We start from the raw sequence: 20,665 nt of genomic DNA on the forward strand, positions 1-20,665 counted from the left end.
CGACGGACACCGGGGCGTCCGGCGCCCCGGCGACCACCCCGTGCCGAGCGGTCCCCGGCGGGTACGGCGCGCCGGAGGCCCGGCCCGCCGTCCCCCGCGTCCCGCCGGGCCGGGGCCGGACCCGTACCATCGAGCAGCGTGAAGCTGACAATTCTTGGCGGTGGCGGATTCCGGGTCCCCCTGGTGTACGGGGCACTGCTCGGCGATCACGCCGAGGGCCGCGTCTCCCGGGTCACCCTCTACGACACGGACCACGACCGCCTCGCGGCCGTCGCCCGGGTGCTGGACGAACAGGCCGGGGGAGTGCCGGACGCCCCCGCCGTCCTGGCCACCACCGACCTCGACGAGGCCCTGAAGGGCGCCGACTTCGTCTTCTCTGCGATCCGGGTCGGCGGCCTCGCCGGCCGCGCGGCCGACGAGCGGGTGGCCCTGGACCTGGGGGTGCTGGGGCAGGAGACGGTCGGGGCGGGCGGCATCGCGTACGGGCTGCGCACCGTTCCGGTCGCCGTCGACCTCGCCCGCCGCATCGCCCGGCTCGCCCCGGACGCCTGGGTCATCAACTTCACCAACCCCGCGGGCCTGGTGACCGAGGCGATGTCCCGGCACCTGGGGAACCGGGTCGTCGGCATCTGCGACACGCCCGTGGGCCTCGGCCGCCGCATCGCCCGGGTCCTCGGCGCCGACCCGGACCGCGCCTGGATCGACTACGCGGGCCTCAACCACCTCGGCTGGGTCCAGGGCCTGTACGTGAACGGGCGGGACGAGCTTCCCCGGCTGCTCGCCGACGACACCCTGCTCGGCTCCTTCGAGGAGGGCAAGCTCTTCGGAACCGACCTGATCCGCTCGCTCGGTGCCGTGCCCAACGGGTACCTGCACTACTACTACTTCAACCGGGAAGCGGTCCGCGCCTACCAGCAGGCGAAGCTGACCCGGGGCGCCTTCCTCCGCGAGCAGCAGCAGGGCTTCTACGCGCGGATGCGGGAACCGGGCACCCCGGCCCTGGCCACCTGGGACCACACCCGCGCCGAGCGCGACGCGACCTACATGGCGGCCAACCGCGAGGTCGCGGGGGCCGGGGAGCGCGCCGCGAGCGACCTGGAGGCCGGCGGCTACGAACTGGTGGCCCTCGCCCTCATGCAGGCCGTCGCCCGCGACGAGCGCACCTCGCTCATCCTCAACGTCCGCAACGGCAGCACCCTTTCGGCGCTCGACGCGGACGCCGTGGTCGAAGTCCCCTGCCTGGTCGACGCGAACGGCGCCCACCCGGTGGCGGTGAGCCCGCTTCCGCTCCACGCGGCCGGGCTCGTCGCCTCCGTGAAGGCCGTCGAACGCGCCGTGCTCGAAGCGGCCGACAGCGGATCGCGCTCCGCCGCCGTGCGGGCGTTCGCGCTGCACCCGCTCGTGGACTCCGTCAACGTCGCCCGCGAACTGGTCGACGCCTACACCCGCGCCCACCCCCAGCTGGCCTACCTCGACAAGCCCTGACCGGCCACCGTGACGGTCCGGCCCGGCACCCCGGCCGGACCGTCGGGGGCCGGACCGCCGTCCGCCGGGGCGCGCCGGACACCGCCGAGCGCCGTCAGGTCCGCGAGCACCTCGGACGCGATCACCGGGTCCAGGCCGCCGAAGAGATGGGTGTACGTCCCGTGGGGCCAGTGGTCCCCGGGCCGGTCGCCGAGCCAGACCGCCTCCAGCCGCTGATCGGGGAAGGCCTGCGGGGAGCCCGCCACGATGCCCTCGTAGAACCCGACGATCAGGTACAGCTCCTCGCCGAGGCGTCTGGAGATCCACCCCACCACCCCCGCGTCCTGCGGCGCGCCCCGCTCCCAGCCGCGCCGCTCCAGGCCCAGCACCTCGACCGTGGGCACGGTGACGCCCTCGAACCGGGCCAGCCGGTTGCCCGTCCGCTCCTCGTCCGTCAAGGCGAAGACCGCGCGCTCCAGTTGGGGGAACGGCTGGGACAGCTCCCGGCGGGCGAAGAGCTCCGACCAGGCGGCCCGCTCGTCGCCGAGGCGGAGCGGATGGGCCAGCCGCACGGACGCGTCGGCGGGCAGCACGGACACCTCGTCGCGCACATCGGCGAACGTCCGGTCCTCCGTGACCCGGAAGGCGGTCGTGGTGCCCCGCGACTCGCTCAGCCACACCAGCCGCCGCACCAGATGCCCCACCAGCGGATGGGTGACGAACAGTTCCTGGAACTCGCGCGCCGTCCAGGACCGGCCCGACACCATCGCGGCCTCCAGCCGCTGCACCTGCCCGGAGGCGACCGCGCGTACGTCCTTCTTCAGGGCCAGGAACCGCTTGCGCCCCGCCGAGGCCAGCTCCCCGTCGTCCCGGGCCGCCGGGGCCGGCAGATCCCTGCGGCGGTTCCCCGCCCCGTCCAGGACGTACGCGCCGAGGCGCTCGTCGAAGCCGACGGTGAAGCGGCGCGGGCCGTAGTCCACGACCGTCGAGCCGTCCGCGTCCAGCCCGAAGTCCGGCACCAGGCGGTCGGACAACTGCTCGGCGGTGAGACCCAGAACCGCGGCCACCTCGGCGATCTTCTCCTGGGCGCGCGTCTTCAGCGCCTTGAACTTCACCCGCTGGCCGATGCCGTGCAGATGGAGCAGGGCCACCTCGCTGCCGATGGCCGCCAGCACGTCCAGCCCCTCGACCGCCCGGTGGTGCGCACCCTCGCCCGGCCAGGCGCGGATGACCGGCGTGAGCCGCCGTACGGTCTCGTCGTCCCCGACCTCGCCCAGGGCGTACAGCGCCCAGGACTCCCTGGCCGGCAGCCGCGCGTCGAGCCACTGCTCGAAGACCGCCCAGGCGAACTCGGCGAGCGAGGCGGGCGCGGCGGCCTCGCGCAGCGCCGCGACACCCGGGTAGGCCTCGCCCGGCCGGCAGAGCGCCAGCATCGTCAGGCCGTTGCGCACCACCTCGGCGGGCAGGGCTTCGCCGGTACGCGTCAGAAGCTGCGGAAGCAGCCCCGGCTCCGCCCAGTTCGGCAGGACCGGCAGCTTCGCGGGCAGCGCGTGCTCCAGCGGATCGGCGACCAGCAGCATCTCGACGGAGCGCAGCGCGTCCGCGCCGTACCGGGCGGCGGCCTCACGCACCGTCGCCTCGCCGTGCACCGCCGCTATCTGGAGCAGCGCCCGCTCGGCCGCCCGCCGCGGGGCGCCGGGCTTGCCGACCGCGTCCGGCACCAGGAACACCGCGGCGGCGCCGCCGTGCCGCGCGAACCACGCCCGGGTCGTCGCGGCGGTGGACTTCAGCCGGGCCGCCCAGTCCGCCATGTGCCGGGCGACGGCCGCGTCGGCGAACGGCAGGAACAGCTCCGCCATGGTGCTCGGCTGGCGGGGGACGGTACGCAGCAGGAGCGGCAGCGCGTCGATCCCGAAGCGGGCGACGATCGGTCTGAGGGTGTCCGCCCCGTCCCACAGGTCCGTCGGCGCCCAGGTGGCCAGGGCCGGCGCGATGCGCTCCACCGGCGCGTGCAGGAAGATCCACGCGGGCCGCAGCCCGGTGCTCCCCAGCCCTTCGAGCTGGGAGGAGATCACCTTCTCGTAGTCGCCGCCGTGCTGCGGGCGGGTGTACCAGCTGGAACAGCGCGCCCACGCCTCCTCCTCGCCCGGCAGCCAGCGCAGCTCCGGTGCGGGGAGCGCGGCCCCGCCGGTGCTCACCGGGGTCGCCGCGCCGGTGCGCGGGCGGGTCCACGGCGGCCGGGTGAGCACGGAGGGCAGGGACGCGAGGGACGCCTCCGGGAAGCGGGACACCGGGTTCAGCAGCGGGCCGACGACCTCCGCCAGATCCCCGGGCAGCCCCGGCAGCAGGGAGGAGACCAGCGGGCGGTGGGTGTTGATGTGGGCGTGCAGCAACTGCCGCGAGGCACGCGACCTGGTGGCGGTGTTGTACCGGACGTCGGCGGAGAGCAGCCGCAGGGCCCGCACCGGGTAGCGGCGCATCGCGTCGAGCAGCGCCGCGCGGACCTGCTTCAGCTCCTTGTGGTGGAGCAGGATGTTGAACGCCTCGTCCGTGGGGAGCTCGGCGAGCGCGGCGGAGACCGCCTTGACGCCCTCGGCGTAGTGGTTGCCGTGGTCGAGGTACTTCCGGAGCATCGGCGCGACGGCCGTCCCGATGCCGTCGGCGAGCGTCGCGATCACGGCGAGGGTGTGGTCCGGACGGTACGACAGCCGTGCCAGCTGGCCGGCCGACGTCAGCGAGCAGAGCACCATGCGCTGCAGGACGTAGTGGTCCTCGGCGAGCACGGCGGGCTCCGACAGGAGGGCGTCGACCCACTCCCGCTCGCTCGGGGCCAGGAAGGCGGCGGCGATCCGCTGGTGGCTGTCCCGGCGGGCCGCGCCGAGCGCTTCCACGACCGCGCGGTAGGTCTCCTCGTCCGCCGCGGCGATGTGGGCGCGGGCCCGCGCGGCCACGTTCAGCGAGCCGTGGTGCCAGTGCAGGGACGAGGAGAGCGAGACGCGCTTGAGCGCGCCCTTCACCCGCCGCCCCAGGGCGTGGTAGCTGTGCGCCTTGATCGTCTGGAGTTCCTGGGCCGCGCGGGCGGCGAACGGCAGCCCGTGGTCGGCCACCCAGGTGTCCACCCAGCACGAAGGGGCCGTCTCGCCGAGGGAGACGACGGCCGCCAGCGCGGCGGCCCCGACCGGGGAGGGGCTGCCGGCGAGGTGGGCGCGGGTGGCGTCCACCAGGTCCGGGTCCGAGCCCGGCTCGGTGAGGATCAGCTCGATCCAGGCGGCTTCCCCCGCGATCCGCTCCCCGACCTGCGCCAGAGCCTCCTCGCCGGGCCGGTTCAGCGGGCGGGCGCAGCCACCCCGCCGGGGATGGAGCACCCGGCGCCAGCTCAGCGGGAGTTCGAAGGTGTCCTCGTCGGGCAGCGCGGCCGTCCCGCTCGCGCTCCCGGCACCGCTCGCGCCGACCGTCCCGGAGGGTTCCGGAGGCCCCGGCACCGTCGGCGCGGACGCGCTCGCCGCCACCTCCTCGTACCCCTTGCGCTCCTTCTCCGCGATGGTCCTGCGCACTTGGGCGTGCGCGGCCGCCGCGGAGGCGTACTCCTTCGTCCGGGTGCGCCCCTCCGACCCGCAGCGGCCGTACCGCACGGTGACCGCGACGCCGACCGCCCCGGTCTCCCAGAACTTCGACGCAGTGCCCTCGACCAACTCCCAGCGCCGCATCCGCCCCGCCCCCTCAACCCCAGTACGGCCCGCCGAGCGGCGGGTCTCCCGATCGCTGTCTTCATTCTGGAACCGACCACTGACAGTGCCGTGCGGCGGCGGTGCGCGGCCCGGGACCCGCGGGCCCGCGGACCGGACCGGGGGAGCCCCTCAGGGCGCGGTGACCGCCCGCCGTCGGCCCGGTGCTCCCCAGTTCGGCGTCACCCCGGCCACCTGGCACACCATCAGGAAGAGCGGGATCGGGGGCGTATAGGGGGTGCGGCTGTCCGGCCCGTGGATCAGCCGGGGCCGTGGCACCGGTACGAAGCCCCCCGCGGCGTAGGCGACGGGCTCGGGCCAGTCCAGGTCCTGGTCGGAGCCCGCGGGCACGATCCACCACCACACGTCGGCCGCCTCGAACACGCAGCCGGTGCGGGGGAGATGCGACATCAGGTGGAAGCCGTGCCGGGCCGGGACGCCCACCGCGTCGTACCCCAGGCTCGCGCACAGCTCCGGCGGCAGCGGCAGCCGGGCCCGCGCGGGACCCGCGCCGCTCCCGCCCCCGGCGCCGCCCCCGGCGGCCCGGTCCTCGACGGTCCGAGGAGCCTGACGGCCCCCGCGCAGCCGGACCAGCGCGTCCCTCAGCACGGCTGCCCCGCACCGTGCGCCAGCTCCGACCAGACGACCCGCCCGGACGCGTCCTCCGCGTCGTGGGAGCCCCACGCCTGGCTCAGGGCGTCCACCAGGAACAGGCCCCGCCCGTGCTCGTCGTCGGAGGAGGCGCGCAGCTTCGGGCCGCCGGAGAGCCGGCCCTGGTCCTGGACCGCTATCCGCAACAGGTGGTCCAGGCGCCGCAGTTCGCAGACGACCAGCGCGCTCGCGGTGTGCACCACGGCGTTGGTGACCAGCTCGGAGACGATGAGTGCGGCGGTGTCGCGCAGGTCGTCCCGGAGCTTCCAGACCGCGAGTCTGTCCCTGGTCAGTCTGCGCGCCCCGGCGGCCGAAGCCGGTCTGGCCGGCAGGGCGAAGCGGAAACGGAGCGCCTCAGCCCCGGAAGGGGAGCCCACGGGCCGGGGGATGAGCGCACTGCCAGGTGCCACGACCGAATCCTCACAGTGGTTGCCGCGTCATGTCCGGACCTCGACGCATCGGGAGAGGGGCGGACGTGACCAGGTGAACTGGTTCACTCACCAACTCTCCCCCTGACGCGGACACTTGGCAAGGGGCACTCTGAAATTTGCAGAGTGCCCGTGTCTTTGTCGTCACCCGCATGGCACACTGCTGACAGAAGAGACCATCGGAGGTCCGAAGTGAGCGAGCCTCGGTCAGCCCCGACCGTGGGGCAGGTCGTCCTCGGCAGGCGCCTGCAGGACCTGCGGGAGCGTGCCGGGCTCACCCGCGACCAGGCGGCCAAGGTGCTCCGCGTCGCGTCCGCCACGGTCCGCAGGATGGAGACGGCCGAGGTCGCCCTCAAGATCCCCTACGTGCAGGCCCTGTTGCGTGCCTACGGGATCGGCGAGGAGGAGACCGACGCCTTCGTCGAGCTCGCCGAAGAGGCCAACAAGCCCGGCTGGTGGCAGCGTTACCACGACGTGCTGCCCGACTGGTTCAGCATGTACGTCAGCCTGGAGGGCGCGGCGAGCCTGCTGCGCATGTACGAACCGCACTTCGTGCCCGGACTCCTCCAGACCGAGGACTACGCCCGCTCCGTGATGCTGGGCGGCGCGGTCGGCCAGTCCCGGCCCGACGACATCGAACGGCACGTCGCCCTGCGCATGGAGCGGCAGAGCCTGCTCGCCAAGGCGGACGCGCCGAGGCTCTGGGTCGTCATGGACGAGACGGTGCTGCGACGGACGGTCGGCACCCCCGAAGCCATGCGCGCGCAGATCGACAAGCTCCTCGAAGCCTCCGAACAGACGCACATCACGCTGCAGATCGCGGAGTTCGCGACCGGCCACCACCCCGGGACCTACGGACCGTTCGTGCTCTTCCGCTTCGGCGTGCCCGAACTGCCCGACATGGTCTTCAGCGAGTACCTGACCGGCGCCGTCTACTTCGACACGCGCCCCGAGGTGGCCTCCTACCTCGAGGTCATGGACCGCATGGCGGCCCAGGCCGCGACTGCACGACGCACGAAGGACATCCTCCGGGATTTCCGCAAGGAGCTGTGATGAGCGACATCTACAACGGCATGCCGGCCACCGCCCTCGGTGCCGAGGGCTGGTCCAAGCCCTGGAGCGGCGGCAACGGCGGCAACTGCGTCGAGACCATGAAGCTGGCGGACGGCAGAGTCGCCATCCGCCAGTCCGCGGACCCCGACGGCCCGGCGCTCATCTACTCCACCGGCGAGATGGCCGCCTTCATCCAGGGTGCCAAGACCGGCCAGGCCGACTTCCTGCTCACCTGACCTGACCTGACCTGACCTGACCTGACCTGACCCGAATCGACCCGAACCGAACCGAACCGTCCGGCAGTGGCGGCCGGGCGAACCGGCGCGGCTGCCACGGCCGTTCCCTCACTCCGCCCGGCCCACCCCCGCCAGCAGCGCGGCGCTGTCACCGGGGCTGAGCGCCACCGCCCGCAGCCGATCGAACAGCGACCGGTGGCGGAGGGTCTCCTCCTCCGCATCCAGGAACACGTCGCCGGCGGGGGTGTCCACCCAGACCAGCTCCGCGTCCCGCGTGTCGGGGAAGTCCAAGTGGACGAAGCTCCCGGCCATTCCGGCGTGGGCCCCCGCCCCGAACGGGATCACCTGCACCCTCACCCCGGGCTCCCGCGCGATCCGTACGAGGTGCTCGGCCTGTTCGCGCATCACCTCCGGCCCGCCCACCGCCCGCCGCACGGCGGCCTCGTCCACCACCGCGCGGAGCCTCGGGCCGTCCGCCCTCGCGAGCAGGCTCCGCCGTTCCATCCGTACCCGGACGCGCTCGTCGACCTCCGCCCGTCCGGCGTCGGGCAGCACGCCCCGGATCACCGCCCGGGCGTAGCGCTCGGTCTGGAGCAGCTCCGGCACGTACATCGATTCGTAGGCGCGCACCGTGCGTGCCTCGGCCTCGAACCCGAGGTAGGCGAGGTATCCCTCCGAAAACCCCGCGGACCCCGCGGACCCGCCGGTCCCCGCCGCCCCGGACGGCTCCGCGCCGTACGGCCGCAGCCGGCTCCGGTCGTCCGCGATCCGCTGCGCCGCCAGCAGGTCCGCGCGCTGCGCCTCGCCGGCCCCGTACGCCTCCATCAGCGCCGCCAGGGTCCGCTTCTGCGGGCGGGCGCGCGCCTTCTCGATCCGGTACAGCGTCACGACGTTGATGCCGGTAAGCCCGGCCACCTGCTCGCGCGTCAGCTCCGCCTCGGCGCGCAGCCGCCGCAGGAGGGCGGCGAGCCGCCGCAGCCTGACGGTCGGGGGTGGGGTCTGCTGCCTGTCCGACACGGTGTGCGCCTTCCTGTCCCGGGGGTAACGAGAGTCTGGCCGCTGACGGGACCTCACCTCAAACCGGCAGGACGCGGGCACGGGGATCGCGGGCGGAGAGAACGCAGCCATGGAGAACGCAATCTTTGCGTTTCGCCCCTCGGGCGGTGCATGCTGGGTTACGACATCACGCACCGTGCGTGATCCACCACAGGGCGAGAGGGGCGCGGACGTGGCCGAGGACGCACGGAAAGCCGGACGGATATTCGGGCGGGAAGCCGGACGGACAGCCGGGCGGGCGCGATGACGATTCCCCCGCACTGCGTCGACTGCGGCGGCCCGGTCCTCGGCGAGGCGGTGGTCGTGGTGTACGGCGACAACGCGACCGGCGCCCGCGCGCACGGGTACGCGCATCCGGCCCGATCGCCCGACTGCGCGCGTCCGCCGTCCACGGGGGCGGGCGCGCGACGCCGACTGACGGCCAAAAGGGCGGAGCCCCCGCAGCGGTGGTGAGGCCCGCCGGGCCACCGGGGCGCCCTTTCGTCCCGATGGGCGGGGCCGGGCGGCAACGGGCGTACCGCATGACGTCGACAACAGGCGCACGTCACGACCGGCGACAGTGGGCGCATGTCGCGACCGGCGACAATGGGCGCATGTCACGACGCACCGCCCGCCGGAAACCGCCCGTCCCCTCCGCCCCGCGCGTCACCCCCGACGCCCCCTGCCCCTGCGGCCTGCCGGCTCCGTACGGTGCCTGCTGCGGCCGGTACCACGGCGGTACGGCCGCCGCGCCCACCTGCGAGGCCCTGATGCGGTCCCGGTACACGGCCTTCGTCGTCCGGGACGCCGGCTATCTGCTGCGTACCTGGCATCCGGCGACCCGGCCGCCGGTCGTCGAGTTCGACCCGGGCACGCGCTGGGAGCGGCTGGAGATCCTGGACACCACCGAGGGCAGCGCCTTCCACACGACGGGCACCGTCACCTTCCGCGCCCACTGGACCGAGGGCGGACGGCCCGGCAGCATGCACGAGCGGAGCAGCTTCGTCCGCCACGAGGGCGCCTGGGTCTACGAGGACGGCGAGTTCCCGGACGCGTGACGATGCCGGGCCCGAGCGGCCGGGCCCGTGCGGCCGGGCCCCGTCCGGAGCCCGGCCGCGCTCAGACCGCGGTGCCCACCGGAGCGGGCGCGTGGTTCCGGGGAGCCGGGGCGAGTTCGGCCGCCAGGTCCTCCGCGAGGAGCTGCTTGGCGATGACGTCGACGGCAGCCCTCAGCTGCCGGTCGTCGGGCCGGGCGCCGTCCTCCTCCAGCCGTTCGTTGAGCCACCGGGCCCAGGCGGAGGTGATCGTGGCGGCCTCCCGGCGGCCCGCCGCGGTGTGCTGGAAGAGCCGTCCGTCGCCGGTCAGGTAGCCCTCGTCGATCATCCGGTCGAAGACCGGGACCAGGACCTCCGGGGGCAGCCGGTGGCGGGTCGCGATCAGCCCGAGACCGGCGTGCCCGACCATCCGTGTGAACAGGTCGACCTGCATGACGGCCCAGGCGCCCGCCATGTCCAGCCGGGTGTCGGACGCGTCGACGATCCGCCGTGCGGTGTCCGGGCGGGCGCCGTGGAGGATCTTGGCCACCGAGAACTCCAGGACGCGGTCCGGGTTCCCGCTCATGGGCTGGGCGAAGCCCTCGCCCATGTCGGTGGAACCGGCCCGCGCCGAGTCCCGCAGCTTGACCTCCTTGAGGAACAGCGCCACCACGAACCCGATCAGTGCCACCGGCACCGTCCAGAGGAAGACGGTGTGGATGGTGTCCGCGTACGCCTGGGCGAGCGGCGCGGACTGCGCGTCGGGCAGGGCGTGCAGGCTCAGCGGGTTCTGCGAGGCCGCGGTCAGCGTCGCGGGATCACCGCCCGCCCGCGCGGCCTCGGCCACCCCCTGCTGGAGGTTCGGGCCCAGCGAGTTGGCGTAGATCGTGCCGAAGACCGCCGTGCCGAAGGAGCTGCCGAGGGTACGGAAGAAGGTCACGCCCGAAGTGGCCGTACCCAGGTCCGCGTAGTCCACGGTGTTCTGCACGGCGATCGTCAGGACCTGCATCGACAGGCCGATGCCGAGGCCGAGCACGAACATGTAGACCGACTCCAGGAACACCCCGGTGTCCGGGCCCATCAGGGACATCAGGAAGAGCCCGGCGGCCATCACCAGCGAGCCCACGATGGGGAAGATCCGGTACCGGCCGGTCCTGCTGACGGTGTTGCCGCTGAAGATCGAGGCGATCAGCAGACCGATGACCATCGGGAGCGTCCGGACGCCGGAGATCGTCGCCGAGTTCGCGTCCACGTACTGGAGGTACGTGGGGAGGAAGGTCATCGCTCCGAGCATCGCGAAGCCGACGATGAAGCTCAGGATCGCGCAGACCGTGAAGACCGGGTTGTGGAAGAGCCGCATCGGCAGCATCGGTTCCTTGGCCCGGCTCTCCACCCGCACGAACAGGGCGAGCGCGACGAGCCCGCCGACGAAGAGGCCGATTATGACGGGGGAGCCCCAGGCGTACTCGTTGCCGCCCCAGCTCGTCCCGAGGATCAGCGCGCTCGCGCCGACCGCCACCAGGGCGATGCCCAGGTAGTCGATGACCGGGCGGCCGGCGGCCCGCACGGACGGGATGTTCCGGGCCGCCGCGATGACCACCACGATGGCGATCGGCACGTTGACGTAGAACGCCCAGCGCCAGGTCAGGTGGTCGGTGAACACCCCGCCCAGCAGCGGGCCGACGACGGTCGACACACCGAACACGGCCCCGATCGCACCCTGGTACTTGCCGCGTTCGCGCAACGGGATCACGTCGGCGATCAGAGCCATCGAGGTCACCATCAGGCCACCCGCGCCGATGCCCTGGAGACCGCGCCAGATGATCAGCAGCAGCATGTTGGAGGCCAGGCCGCAGAGGAACGAGCCGGTGATGAAGACGATCGCCGATACCTGGAACACGAGCTTGCGGCCGAACAGGTCACCGAACTTGCCGACCAGCACCGTGGCGACGGTCTCGGCGAGCAGATAGGCGGTGACCACCCAGGACATGTGGGCCGCCCCGCCGAGGTCCGAGACGATCGTGGGCAGCGCCGTGCCCACGATCGTCTGGTCCAGCGCCGCGAGGAGGATCCCGAGCACGATCGTCGCGAAGACGATGTTGCGGCGGCGAGGGTCGAGGACGGGCGGCGCGGCGGCGCTCGGCGCCACCGGAGCGGTCTCGCTGCTGGCTGTGGTCACCCTCGCACCCTCACACCGGCCCCGTTCGCCCGCATGCCGGACGGAGCCGGACGAGTCAGCCGAGTACGGCCGCCACCGACTCGGCCATCCGGCTGACGAACGCGTCCCGCACCTCCTCGGACACCCGGTCGAGCGAGAGGAACGGGTTGAGGTCCTCCAGCTCGACCAGGAGGAGCCCGCCCTCCGCCGTCCGGCAGGCGTCCACGCGCTGGATGCCGTGGCTGAGGGTGTTCCACTCCACGAACGTACGGGCGAACTCCAGGTCCGCGGCGCTCGCCTCCCACGGCTCCAGCACCCAGCGCCGGTCCGGGTCGGGGGCGTACAGCGCGTACTGGAAGTCGTGGTCCACGAAGTAGAAGGAGACCTCGTGGCGGAAGTCGATTCGGGGCTGCACCAGCAGGGTCCCGTCGTCCGCCGGGTCCAGCTCGGGCCGGGGGACGAAACGCAGCCCCTCCGAGTCCGCGCCGAGCTTCGGCTTCACCGCGTACGAATCCGCCGCCGGCAGCCGCCCCAGATCGGCCGCCCGGTCCACGGTCGGGATCACCGGCAGGCCGGCCCGGTCCATGTCCACCAGGTACTGCTTGCCCGCCATGTCACCGCTGCCGTCCAGCGCGTTGTACACCGGTATCCCCAGCTCCAGCGCCCGCCGCCGGAACGCCTCGTACGCCTCGGGGTAATGCAGCACCGGCCCGCTGTTGCGCACGATCACGCCGTCGAAGCGGTCCAGCAGTGCCGCCGCGTCCCGGGGGTGGCAGAGCGCGAGGTCGAATCGGGCGCGCAGGCGCGAGGTCAGGAAGATGTCCTCGTCGCAGTAGCGGCGGCCGCGCGCCTCGTACGCCAGATCGGTGACGAAGAGGACGGACGGGCGGCGGGCGCCGGAGATGAGGGTCATCGGTCTTCCCCAAGGGTGACGGAGCGGGTGGTGGATCAATAGCCTGGACGCCGATGACCGTTCTCGACCGAGGAGCGCACATGTCTTCCGCCCCGCGCGAGTCGCACGCATCGCCCGCGTCGCCACTGCCGGACATTCTCTCGCCCGCCTTCGCCGCCGACCCCTACGGGGCCTACCGGATCATGCGCGAGCAGGCCCCGCTGATCCGGCACGAACCGACGAACAGCTTTCTCGTCTCCCGGTACGAGGACGTCGAGCGGGTCTTCCGCGACAAGGCCCAGGAGTTCACCACCGAGAACTACGACTGGCAGCTCGAACCCGTCCACGGCCGGACCATCCTCCAGCTCAGCGGCCGGGACCACGCCGTGCGCCGGGCGCTGGTCGCCCCCGCCTTCCGGGGCGCCGACCTCCAGGAGAAGTTCCTGCCGGTCATCGAGCGCAACGCCCGCGAACTGATCGACGCCTTCCGGCACACCGGTGAGGCCGACCTCGTCACCGACTTCGCCACCCGCTTCCCGGTCCTGGTCATCGCCGACATGCTCGGCCTCGACCGGGCGGACCACGACCGCTTCCACGGCTGGTACACCTCCGTCATCGCCTTCCTCGGCAACCTCGCCGGCGACCCGGAGATCGCCGCGGCGGGCGAGCGGACCCGCCAGGAGTTCGCCGCGTACATGATTCCGGTCATCCGGCGGCGCCGGGAGGAGCCCGGCGACGACCTGCTCTCCGCGCTCTGCGCCGCCGAGGTCGACGGGGTGCGCATGAGCGACGAGGACATCAAGGCCTTCTGCAGCCTGCTGCTCGCGGCCGGGGGCGAGACCACCGACAAGGCCATCGCCTCGGTCTTCGCCAACCTCCTCGCCCACCCCGACCAGCTCGCCGCCGTCCGCGAGGACCGCTCACTGATCGACCGGGCGTTCGCCGAGACGCTGCGCTTCACCCCGCCCGTCCACATGATCATGCGCCAGACGGCGACGGAGGTGGAGCTCAGCGGCGGTACCGTCCCGGCCGGGGCGACGGTCACCTGTCTGATCGGCTCCGCGAACCGTGACGACACCCGCTACCGCGACCCGGACCGCTTCGACCTCTTCCGTACGGACCTCACCAGCGCCACCGCCTTCTCGGCCGCCGCCGACCACCTGGCCTTCGCGCTGGGCCGGCACTTCTGCGTCGGCGCGCTGCTCGCCAAGGCCGAGGTGGAGACCGGCGTCGGCCAACTCCTGGACGCGATGCCCGACCTGCGCCTCGCGGACGGCTTCACCCCGGTCGAGCGGGGCGTCTTCACCCGGGGACCGGAATCCCTCCCGGTGCGGTTCACGCCGGCCGGATGAGACCCCGGTCCGGGAGGAGGGCTCCGGTGGCGGGGCCGTGCCACCGGAGCCCGGCCGGGTCAGCGGATCTGCCGCCCGGTGATCGCGCGGGCGATCACCAGCCGCTGGATCTCACTGGTGCCCTCGAAGATCGTGTAGATCTTCGCGTCCCGGTACATCCGCTCCACCGGGTGCTCCCGGCTGTAGCCCGCGCCGCCCAGGATCTGTACGGCCTTCTCCGTGGCGGCGACCGCGAGTTCGCCCGCGCGCAGCTTCGACATGGAGCCCTGTCCGGCGTCGAAGGTCCGGTCGTTGCGGGCCATCCACGCGGCCTGCCAGATCAGCAGGCGTACCGCCTCGATCTCGGTACGGATGTCGGCCAGTGCGAACGCGATCGACTGGTTCTCCACGATGGGGCGGCCGAACGCCTCCCGCTGACCGGCGTACTCCAGGGCGTACTCGTACGCGGCGCGCGCGATGCCGAGCGCCTGGGCGCCGACGGTCGGGCGGCTGACCTCGAAGGTCGCCATCGCCGCCTGTCCCTTGGACGGTTTCCGGGCCGTTCCGCCCTCGCGGGCGCGGGCGAGGCGGGCGTCCAGCTTCTCCTTTCCGCCGAGGAGGCAGTGGCCGGGTACGCGTACGTCGTCCAGGAAGAGGTCCGCGGTGTGCGAGGCGCGCAGGCCCAGCTTCTTGACCGTGCGGCCCGCCTCCAGGCCGGGGGTGCCGGGCGGCACGATGAAGGCGGCCTGGCCCCGGGCGCCGAGCTCCGGTTCGACGGAGGCGACGACGACGTGGATCTCGGCGATCCCTCCGTTGGTGATCCACGCCTTCTGGCCGGAGAGCACCCACTCGTCCTTGGCCCCGTCGTACCGTGCCCGGGTACGCATCGCCGAGACGTCGGAGCCGGCCTGCGGCTCGGACACCGCGAAGGCGGCCACCTTGGGGTCGTCCTCGTCGCCGTAGCACTGCGGGACCCACTCGGCGAGCTGGTCGGGGGTGCCGGAGGCGAAGATCCCGGCGACCGCGAGCGAGGTGCCGAAGAGGGCCATGCCGATGCCCGCGTCGCCCCAGAAGAGCTCCTCGTTGGCGATCTGGAGGGAGAGGCCGGTCGGGTCCCCGTACATGTCGGCGAGCGACTCGAATCCGTACAGCCCGATCCGCGCGGCCTCCCGGATGACGGGCCAGGGAGTCTCCTCCCGGGCGTCCCACTCGGCCGCCGCGGGGCGCACCACCTCGGCGGCGAAGCCGTGCACCCAGTCGCGCAGATCCCGCTGTTCCTCGGTCAGGGCGAGGGAGAAGAAGCTCATCGGATCACGCCTTCGGGATGTCGAAGTAGCGGGTGAGACCCGCGGCCAGACCGACGTCCCCGACGATCTTCAGCTTGCGCATCATGAACATGGTGACCGGATTGCCGTTGCCGGAGACCAGTTTGAGGAACTCGGCGTCGCCCATCACCAGCGTGGTGCGTGGCTCGGCCGCCGAACGGCCCTGCGTGACGGAGCAGTTCCCGTCGGCGATGGCCGTCTCGTAGACCTCCTCGGTCTCACCGGTGATCTTCCAGCGGATCAGGGCCTTGAGCCCCCCGGCCGCGTCCGGCCGGAACTGCTGCCGCATCCGGTCGAAGACCGCGTGGAGTATCCGTGTCCGGAGTTCACCGTGCATCACCTCGCCGAGCTGCTTGACGGACAGGCCCTTGACGATCCGGGCGAACTCCTCGGGCGAGACGGCCGAGAAGTCGAGCCGGGACAGCTCCTCGGTGAGCTCGCCGCTGCTGTGGTCGGCCACGCCAAATCCTTACTCCGGAGTAAACTTACTTTTGAGTAAGGTACGGCCGCCGCCGTGCGGTTCGCAAGCGGTCGGCCAGTGGGCGTGTGCGTGAGGTGCGGGCCCGGGTGGCCGTCAGCGCCAGGGGCCCGGACGGACCGTCAGCCCCGGATGGTGGGCGGCGAGCACCTTGTTGGCGCGCGCCAGGTCGGAGAGCGCCTGTTCGCGGTCGGCCTGGTCCTCGACGCCCAGCAGCGGGCCGCGGAACCTGCGGACCTCGCGCGCCGCGCAGTCGGCGTCGAACTCGGCCTGCAGCACGTGCGCCGGGACGCAGGCGCCGATCAGTGCCGCGACGCTGTCCGGAATCGGAACGGGTACGAGGAGGTGTGAGGCGGGCATGGGGGTTCCCTCTCGGTCGGTCGGCAGGAGGCGCTACGGTCGTGGTCGCCCCGAAGGGCATCCCGCGTCTCCTGTGTACGGCACACGGGTCCGGGTTTCGCGCCGGAACCGTTCTGTAGCCGCAACCGTTTGGGACTGACCGGCTATTTCCCCTTACTCGGGGGTAAGTTGACTCGTCGCGCACATTGTGGTGGTTGTCACCGTCGTGGGGTGCCGTCGCCGCCACGCGAGCGGAGGCGGAGCGCCCGCAGGACGGCCTCGGTGGAGAAACGGCTCTCGGGGTCGACCAGTTGCTCGCCGAACAGGGACTCCAGGCTCCGCATGCGGTAACGGACCGTCTGCGGGTGGACGTCGAGCAGTTCGCCCATGTGGGCGGCGGTTCCCCGGGTGTCGAGCCAGATGCGCAGCGTCTCGATCAGTCGCTCCCGCCGGGTGGCGCTGAGGGCGGAGACCGGGGCCAGCTCCCGCTTCGAGAGCTGGTCCAGCAGGGCCGTGTCGGAGAGCAGCCACAGGGTGATGAGGTGGTCCTCGGCCAGCACCAGCGGGGCGTCGTCGATCACTCCCGTGTCCACCAGCTCAAGGAGCCTGCGGGCCCAGCGGATCGAGTCCGGCGCGTGGGACGGCGGGACGGTCAGGCCGACCGCCGCGTGCGCGCCCAGCAGCGCGTGGTCGAGCATGCGTCTTCGCGCGTCGTCGATCGGGCCCGGGATGAGCATGTTGGGCTGAGGGTCCGTCAGGTCGGCGAGCACGTCGCGGTCCAGCGCGAGACGCCCCAGGTCGGGGGAGGGGCGCAGGGCGACCAGGGTCGCCTCCTCCGGCATGGTCCAGCCGGTCTGCTCGCAGAGTTCGGCGATCGCGCTGCGGGGGGCCGGGCGGCCCGTGAGGATCAGGTGCAGCAGGCGGCGGCGGAGCGTCTCGGTGTGGTCGTCGGTGGCGGCCCGTACCTCCAAGTACCCCTCGCGGGAGAGGGATTCGAGCTCGTCGACATAGGTGAACAGGGCGTCCGCGAAGGTCAGCATCATGGTGGGGGAGAGGTTGTACCGCCGTCCCACCTTCTTCGCACGGCGTAAGGCGATGCGGGCGCCGAGGCGGTAGGCCCCCTGGAGCTGGTCGAGGCCCCTGCCCTCGTACGCCTCGAACCGGCCGAACCGCCGGCACATCTCGTCCCGCAACGGGGTGGGCGCGGACGGTCGCGCCACCTGTTCGACGAAGACGGAGATGCTCTGTTCCAGGCCGACCCGGATGCCCTCGCCGTGCGGGCTGTCGAAGAGCCGCGCGTACTCCGGGTAGGCGCGGGTGACCTCCAGGCCTATCTCGCGGATGAGGCTCGGGAGTTCGGGGCGGACGATCGCTGCAAACTCCTGGGGCAGTGGTCCCAGAGGTTCCCCGAGGTCCGAGGGCTGCGAGACTGCCGGCATGGTGCTTTACCCCTAGCTCTCCCGTGCCCTGACGGCGGCGAGCAGGGGGAGAGCGCTCCCACATGCCGCCAGGTGCGTACCCATTGGAATCTTGAACATAGAGCACGTCCGAGCGTGTGGACACCGGTGCGACGACGGGAAGTACGCGGAGTGACTATGCCGGTGGCGACTTTGAGCCACTGGCGACCCGGAATCCGCCAGTCCCCTTCCCTGAAGGGCTTGGACGCGGCTTCGCGCGGGAATGTCGCCGCCGCCCGCGTGATAGCGCACACGGGCCATAATGCCGCGGTGTTTTACCGGAACGGGAGAGATCCGAAGGTGCGGTGCGCATTCCTCGGGGGTCCGTACTAATTCCGCCCGAGGGGCGATGTCGGCCGATCAATCATCAATCATCGCTCAGGGGTGCGCCGGTGCCGAGGCCTCATCAGGCCGGACCCTCTCCTGTCCGGCATCCCGCTCTGACATGGGAAGTTGTGAGCAATGGGGGCGCGGGTCGGCCCGGTGGGGGTTGGTGACACGATCTCGCGGACCGCGCGGTTGCTCACTTCTCGACAAGAACCGGGAGACGCTCGGCCGGCGCTTGCTCGCCGACCAATAAAAGTCCGGCCGAAAAACACTCTTCCGGAATTTCTTCAGCAAGGCTGTTGCGGAGGCACGTTACCCGCCCGTAGCGTCATCGGCGAACGCAAGCGGTCGAGCGGTCCGTCAGGGCGGGCCGCCACTTCACACCACCCTTGTCCCCCCGGATTACCGCCTCTTTCCGGAGACGAGTATGTCCGGATCGGGATACTCTCCCCCGAAGGGAATCCATCGTGAACACCCTTGCACGTAGAGCCGCCGTCGTCCTCGCCGCCGGTGGCGCCGCCCTCGGCATGACCGTCTCGTCCGCTTCGGCCGGTGTCCAGGCGCCGTGGACGGTCACCCCGCCCGGCGCCTACACCGCCACCGCCTCCGGCCCGACGCTGAGCGTCCCGCTCGCCTCCCTCTACTGCACGTCCAGCACCGCGACCGGCAACCTGGCGTCGAGCACCACCAACACGGTCGGCACCATCAACACGGTCACCTTCACCGGGTGCAACCTGGCGGGGCTGAGCTTCACCGTGACGATGAACACCACGCCGTGGAACATCAACGCGCTGTCCAAGAGCGGCAGCATCGTGACCGGCAACGTCAGCAACGTCTCGGCGAAGATCTCCGGCGTCGGGTGCACCGCGACCTTCGCGGGTACGGTCAACGGCACCTACAACAACACCAGTTGGGTGCTGGGCCTGAACGGCACGGGCACGCTCAAGGCCACGGCCGCGAACTGCCTCGGCCTCATCAACGTCAACGACGTGGCCGCCTTCAACGCCAACTACCTGGTGAGCACCCACCCGGTGATCTCCTAGTACTCCCACGGCACATGAGCCTCCGGGCCGACGGTGAGCAGCGACCCTGCCACCGTCGGCCCGGATCGTGCGTTCTGCGGCCGTCCGGCGGACGCGGTGCGTGAAGGAACGGGCAGTACATGAATATCCCAGCGGAAGACAGGGCCAGGATGAGCGAGAAGACATCGGCGACCGCCTCGCGCAGATCCGTACGTCTGGCATCCGTCGCGGCCGTAGCCACCCTCGCCGGACTGCTGAGCGGTCCGGGGTCGGCGGCCGACGACGTGGACGCCAGTGCCGTGGTGACGTACGACTGCGATCTGCCGTCGGGCACGGTCCAGGTGCCGTTGGAGGTAAGGGGGACATTTCCGGCCACCGGCGAGGTGGATGTGCCGATGTCACCCGTGGACGTGAGCATGACGGCCGACTTCGAGGCTGCCGATCTCGCCCCGTTGTTGCCGGAGGGAGCCAGCGAGGTCGTCAGCACCGCGACGCTCGACGTGGACGTCGTGCAGAACGACCAGACGGCCCAGGCGCAGTGGGCCCAGTTCGTCGCGCCCGCCACGCCGCTGGCCGGCGACGAGAACGGGAAGGTCCGGCTCGCGCACACGGGCGAGGTCCCCTCGGTCACCGTCAGCGCGGCCGGGGACGTCACCCTGACGGCAGGACAGTTGACCCTCGGGCTGAGCGCCCCGGCCGTCGAGGGCGAGGAGGCGCCGGCCGATCCGGTGACCCTGACCTGTGACCGGTCCGAAGGGGAAGCGGGCCTGCTGGCGACGGTTCTGGTGCCGGACGCGGGCACGCCGGAGACGCCGGATCCGGGTGGGGAGACCGACCCGGGGGAGGGCGGCGGGGAGGACCCGGGCGACCCAGAGGGGGAGCCGCCGGTGGTACCCCCCGTCGACACGTCCTGCCCGGACATCGTGCCCCAGGGAGAGATGGACATCAGCGACGCCCCGGTCATCCCCCCGGGTGCACCGCCCTTTCAGCTGAATCTGCCCGGCCAGAGGGTCTGTGGATACGCGGTGGGGCTCGCCACCATCAAGAAACTGAACGGGTCCACGATCATCAACGACCCTTCCAAGAAGCCCGCGTTGCTCTCCGCCCTTGCCAACCAGCGGGTCACGGTTCGCACTCCGCAGATGGAAGGCGGCGGTTACAACATGTTCAACTCGCTCGCCACCCTCGACCTGCCGGACGCCGAGTCGACGTTCCTCGCGTTCGGTTTCCAGCCCGTCTCTGCCGAGGTCTCGTTCGAGACCGGACCTCTCACCGTCTCGACCGGTAACGTGATGGAGGTCTTCGGGTATCCCGTGAACTTCGCGGTGGTCTCCTTCAAGCAGTCCATGCGGCTGCACGATGTGACGGTGAACGGTGTACCGCTCGACGTGGGTCCCGACTGCCGGACCGTGCGCCCTTACAAGGTAGTGCTCCGCGGGGACTTCACCGGCGGGAACCCCTATCTGAACGTACTGGAGGGCGGACCGCTCAACGGGACGTTGGACATACCCGCTTTCTCCGGGTGCGGTAGCGGCGGTCAGGACCTGGACGCGTTGTTCACCGCGTCGATATCCGGACCGGGAAACTCCATCGCGCTGAATCAGGCCAACATGTGCGTCCCGGACGCGGACCCGTCGGTCTGGAACTGTCCGCCGAGGCTTCCCGCGTTGCCCGGCGCCCCTACCCCCGCTGTCGACTGACCCGGTCGAG

At 72.0% G+C, this 20,665-nt stretch carries 18 protein-coding genes; 8 read left to right on the plus strand and 10 right to left on the minus strand.

The window, feature by feature from the left end:
* Positions 1-138: 138 nt before the first annotated feature.
* A complete protein-coding gene (locus OG599_RS30060; protein WP_327179111.1) occupies positions 139-1,485 on the plus strand; it encodes a 6-phospho-beta-glucosidase in 1,347 nt (448 codons plus the stop codon).
* Here OG599_RS30060 and OG599_RS30065 read toward each other — a convergent pair.
* The 3 genes from OG599_RS30065 to OG599_RS30075 form a co-directional block, all read right to left on the minus strand.
* A complete protein-coding gene (locus tag OG599_RS30065; protein WP_327179112.1) occupies positions 1,467-5,171 on the minus strand; it encodes a DUF4132 domain-containing protein in 3,705 nt (1,234 codons plus the stop codon). The two genes, OG599_RS30060 and OG599_RS30065, sit on opposite strands and share 19 nt — an antisense overlap.
* A 150-nt stretch (positions 5,172-5,321) precedes the next feature.
* On the minus strand, positions 5,322-5,798 hold the full coding sequence (locus tag OG599_RS30070) for a hypothetical protein (RefSeq protein ID WP_327179113.1): 477 nt from the start codon (positions 5,796-5,798) through the stop codon (positions 5,322-5,324).
* On the minus strand, positions 5,792-6,250 hold the full coding sequence (locus OG599_RS30075) for an ATP-binding protein (protein ID WP_327179114.1): 459 nt from the start codon (positions 6,248-6,250) through the stop codon (positions 5,792-5,794). Before OG599_RS30075 ends, OG599_RS30070 begins: the two co-directional genes overlap by 7 nt.
* Before the next feature lie 210 nt (positions 6,251-6,460).
* On the opposite strand from OG599_RS30075, the gene OG599_RS30080 reads away from it, so the two are divergent.
* Both OG599_RS30080 and OG599_RS30085 read left to right on the plus strand, forming a co-directional pair.
* Positions 6,461-7,321, plus strand: coding sequence for a helix-turn-helix domain-containing protein (locus OG599_RS30080; RefSeq protein ID WP_327179115.1), 861 nt, complete (start codon positions 6,461-6,463; stop codon positions 7,319-7,321).
* Positions 7,321-7,557 (plus strand): DUF397 domain-containing protein, encoded by a 237-nt coding sequence (locus OG599_RS30085; protein ID WP_327179116.1) that lies wholly within the window; start codon positions 7,321-7,323, stop codon positions 7,555-7,557. Before OG599_RS30080 ends, OG599_RS30085 begins: the two co-directional genes overlap by 1 nt.
* A 108-nt stretch (positions 7,558-7,665) precedes the next feature.
* Here OG599_RS30085 and OG599_RS30090 read toward each other — a convergent pair whose 3' ends face one another.
* Positions 7,666-8,574: a helix-turn-helix domain-containing protein gene (locus OG599_RS30090; protein WP_327179118.1), complete on the minus strand. Its 909-nt coding sequence runs from the start codon at positions 8,572-8,574 to the stop codon at positions 7,666-7,668.
* A gap of 282 nt (positions 8,575-8,856) precedes the next feature.
* Between OG599_RS30090 and OG599_RS30095 the strand changes: the two genes are divergently transcribed.
* Together OG599_RS30095 and OG599_RS30100 are read left to right on the plus strand one after the other, a co-directional pair.
* The gene (locus OG599_RS30095) at positions 8,857-9,066 is read left to right on the plus strand and encodes a hypothetical protein (RefSeq protein WP_327179119.1); all 210 of its coding nucleotides are present in this window, start codon (positions 8,857-8,859) and stop codon (positions 9,064-9,066) included.
* A 140-nt stretch (positions 9,067-9,206) separates the two neighbouring features.
* Positions 9,207-9,650 carry a YchJ family protein gene (locus OG599_RS30100; RefSeq protein ID WP_327179120.1) on the plus strand — a complete coding sequence of 148 codons (444 nt, stop codon included), beginning with the start codon at positions 9,207-9,209 and terminating at the stop codon, positions 9,648-9,650.
* A 61-nt stretch (positions 9,651-9,711) separates the two neighbouring features.
* Here the strand turns inward: OG599_RS30100 and OG599_RS30105 are convergent, their stop codons facing one another.
* Entirely contained in the window at positions 9,712-11,805 is a 2,094-nt protein-coding gene (locus tag OG599_RS30105; protein WP_327179121.1) for an MDR family MFS transporter, read from the minus strand.
* A 55-nt stretch (positions 11,806-11,860) separates the two neighbouring features.
* Positions 11,861-12,697: a hypothetical protein gene (locus tag OG599_RS30110; RefSeq protein ID WP_327179122.1), complete on the minus strand. Its 837-nt coding sequence runs from the start codon at positions 12,695-12,697 to the stop codon at positions 11,861-11,863.
* Between the two features lie 80 nt (positions 12,698-12,777).
* On the opposite strand from OG599_RS30110, the gene OG599_RS30115 reads away from it, so the two are divergent.
* The gene (locus OG599_RS30115; RefSeq protein ID WP_327179123.1) at positions 12,778-14,028 is read left to right on the plus strand and encodes a cytochrome P450; all 1,251 of its coding nucleotides are present in this window, start codon (positions 12,778-12,780) and stop codon (positions 14,026-14,028) included.
* A 59-nt stretch (positions 14,029-14,087) separates the two neighbouring features.
* Here OG599_RS30115 and OG599_RS30120 read toward each other — a convergent pair whose 3' ends face one another.
* From OG599_RS30120 to OG599_RS30135, 4 genes are all read right to left on the minus strand, one after another.
* Entirely contained in the window at positions 14,088-15,314 is a 1,227-nt protein-coding gene (locus OG599_RS30120) for an acyl-CoA dehydrogenase family protein (RefSeq protein ID WP_327179124.1), read from the minus strand.
* A gap of 4 nt (positions 15,315-15,318) precedes the next feature.
* Positions 15,319-15,792 carry an SCP2 sterol-binding domain-containing protein gene (locus OG599_RS30125; protein WP_327179125.1) on the minus strand — a complete coding sequence of 158 codons (474 nt, stop codon included), beginning with the start codon at positions 15,790-15,792 and terminating at the stop codon, positions 15,319-15,321.
* Between the two features lie 114 nt (positions 15,793-15,906).
* Entirely contained in the window at positions 15,907-16,170 is a 264-nt protein-coding gene (locus OG599_RS30130; RefSeq protein ID WP_327179126.1) for a hypothetical protein, read from the minus strand.
* 197 nt (positions 16,171-16,367) lie between these two features.
* Positions 16,368-17,588: a helix-turn-helix domain-containing protein gene (locus OG599_RS30135; protein WP_327179127.1), complete on the minus strand. Its 1,221-nt coding sequence runs from the start codon at positions 17,586-17,588 to the stop codon at positions 16,368-16,370.
* Positions 17,589-18,400: 812 nt separating this feature from the next.
* Between OG599_RS30135 and OG599_RS30140 the strand changes: the two genes are divergently transcribed.
* The gene (locus tag OG599_RS30140; protein WP_266711952.1) at positions 18,401-18,976 is read left to right on the plus strand and encodes a hypothetical protein; all 576 of its coding nucleotides are present in this window, start codon (positions 18,401-18,403) and stop codon (positions 18,974-18,976) included.
* Between the two features lie 149 nt (positions 18,977-19,125).
* The gene (locus OG599_RS30145) at positions 19,126-20,655 is read left to right on the plus strand and encodes a DUF6801 domain-containing protein (protein ID WP_266711954.1); all 1,530 of its coding nucleotides are present in this window, start codon (positions 19,126-19,128) and stop codon (positions 20,653-20,655) included.
* The last annotated feature ends 10 nt before the right edge of the window (positions 20,656-20,665 follow it).

The organism is Streptomyces sp. NBC_01335 (assembly GCF_035953295.1).
In the GTDB taxonomy this organism is placed as follows: Bacteria; Actinomycetota; Actinomycetes; order Streptomycetales; family Streptomycetaceae; genus Streptomyces.

What these genes read in the sequence shown, in the direction of transcription:
- OG599_RS30115 (WP_327179123.1), top strand. Translation starts at nt 12,778, where the DNA reads ATGTCTTCCGCCCCGCGCGAGTCGCACGCATCGCCCGCGTCGCCACTG.
- OG599_RS30135 (WP_327179127.1), bottom strand. Translation starts at nt 17,588, where the DNA reads ATGCCGGCAGTCTCGCAGCCCTCGGACCTCGGGGAACCTCTGGGACCA.
- OG599_RS30085 (WP_327179116.1), top strand. Translation starts at nt 7,321, where the DNA reads ATGAGCGACATCTACAACGGCATGCCGGCCACCGCCCTCGGTGCCGAG.
- OG599_RS30110 (WP_327179122.1), bottom strand. Translation starts at nt 12,697, where the DNA reads ATGACCCTCATCTCCGGCGCCCGCCGCCCGTCCGTCCTCTTCGTCACC.
- OG599_RS30130 (WP_327179126.1), bottom strand. Translation starts at nt 16,170, where the DNA reads ATGCCCGCCTCACACCTCCTCGTACCCGTTCCGATTCCGGACAGCGTC.
- OG599_RS30095 (WP_327179119.1), top strand. Translation starts at nt 8,857, where the DNA reads ATGACGATTCCCCCGCACTGCGTCGACTGCGGCGGCCCGGTCCTCGGC.
- OG599_RS30065 (WP_327179112.1), bottom strand. Translation starts at nt 5,171, where the DNA reads ATGCGGCGCTGGGAGTTGGTCGAGGGCACTGCGTCGAAGTTCTGGGAG.
- OG599_RS30100 (WP_327179120.1), top strand. Translation starts at nt 9,207, where the DNA reads ATGTCACGACGCACCGCCCGCCGGAAACCGCCCGTCCCCTCCGCCCCG.
- OG599_RS30120 (WP_327179124.1), bottom strand. Translation starts at nt 15,314, where the DNA reads ATGAGCTTCTTCTCCCTCGCCCTGACCGAGGAACAGCGGGATCTGCGC.
- OG599_RS30145 (WP_266711954.1), top strand. Translation starts at nt 19,126, where the DNA reads ATGAGCGAGAAGACATCGGCGACCGCCTCGCGCAGATCCGTACGTCTG.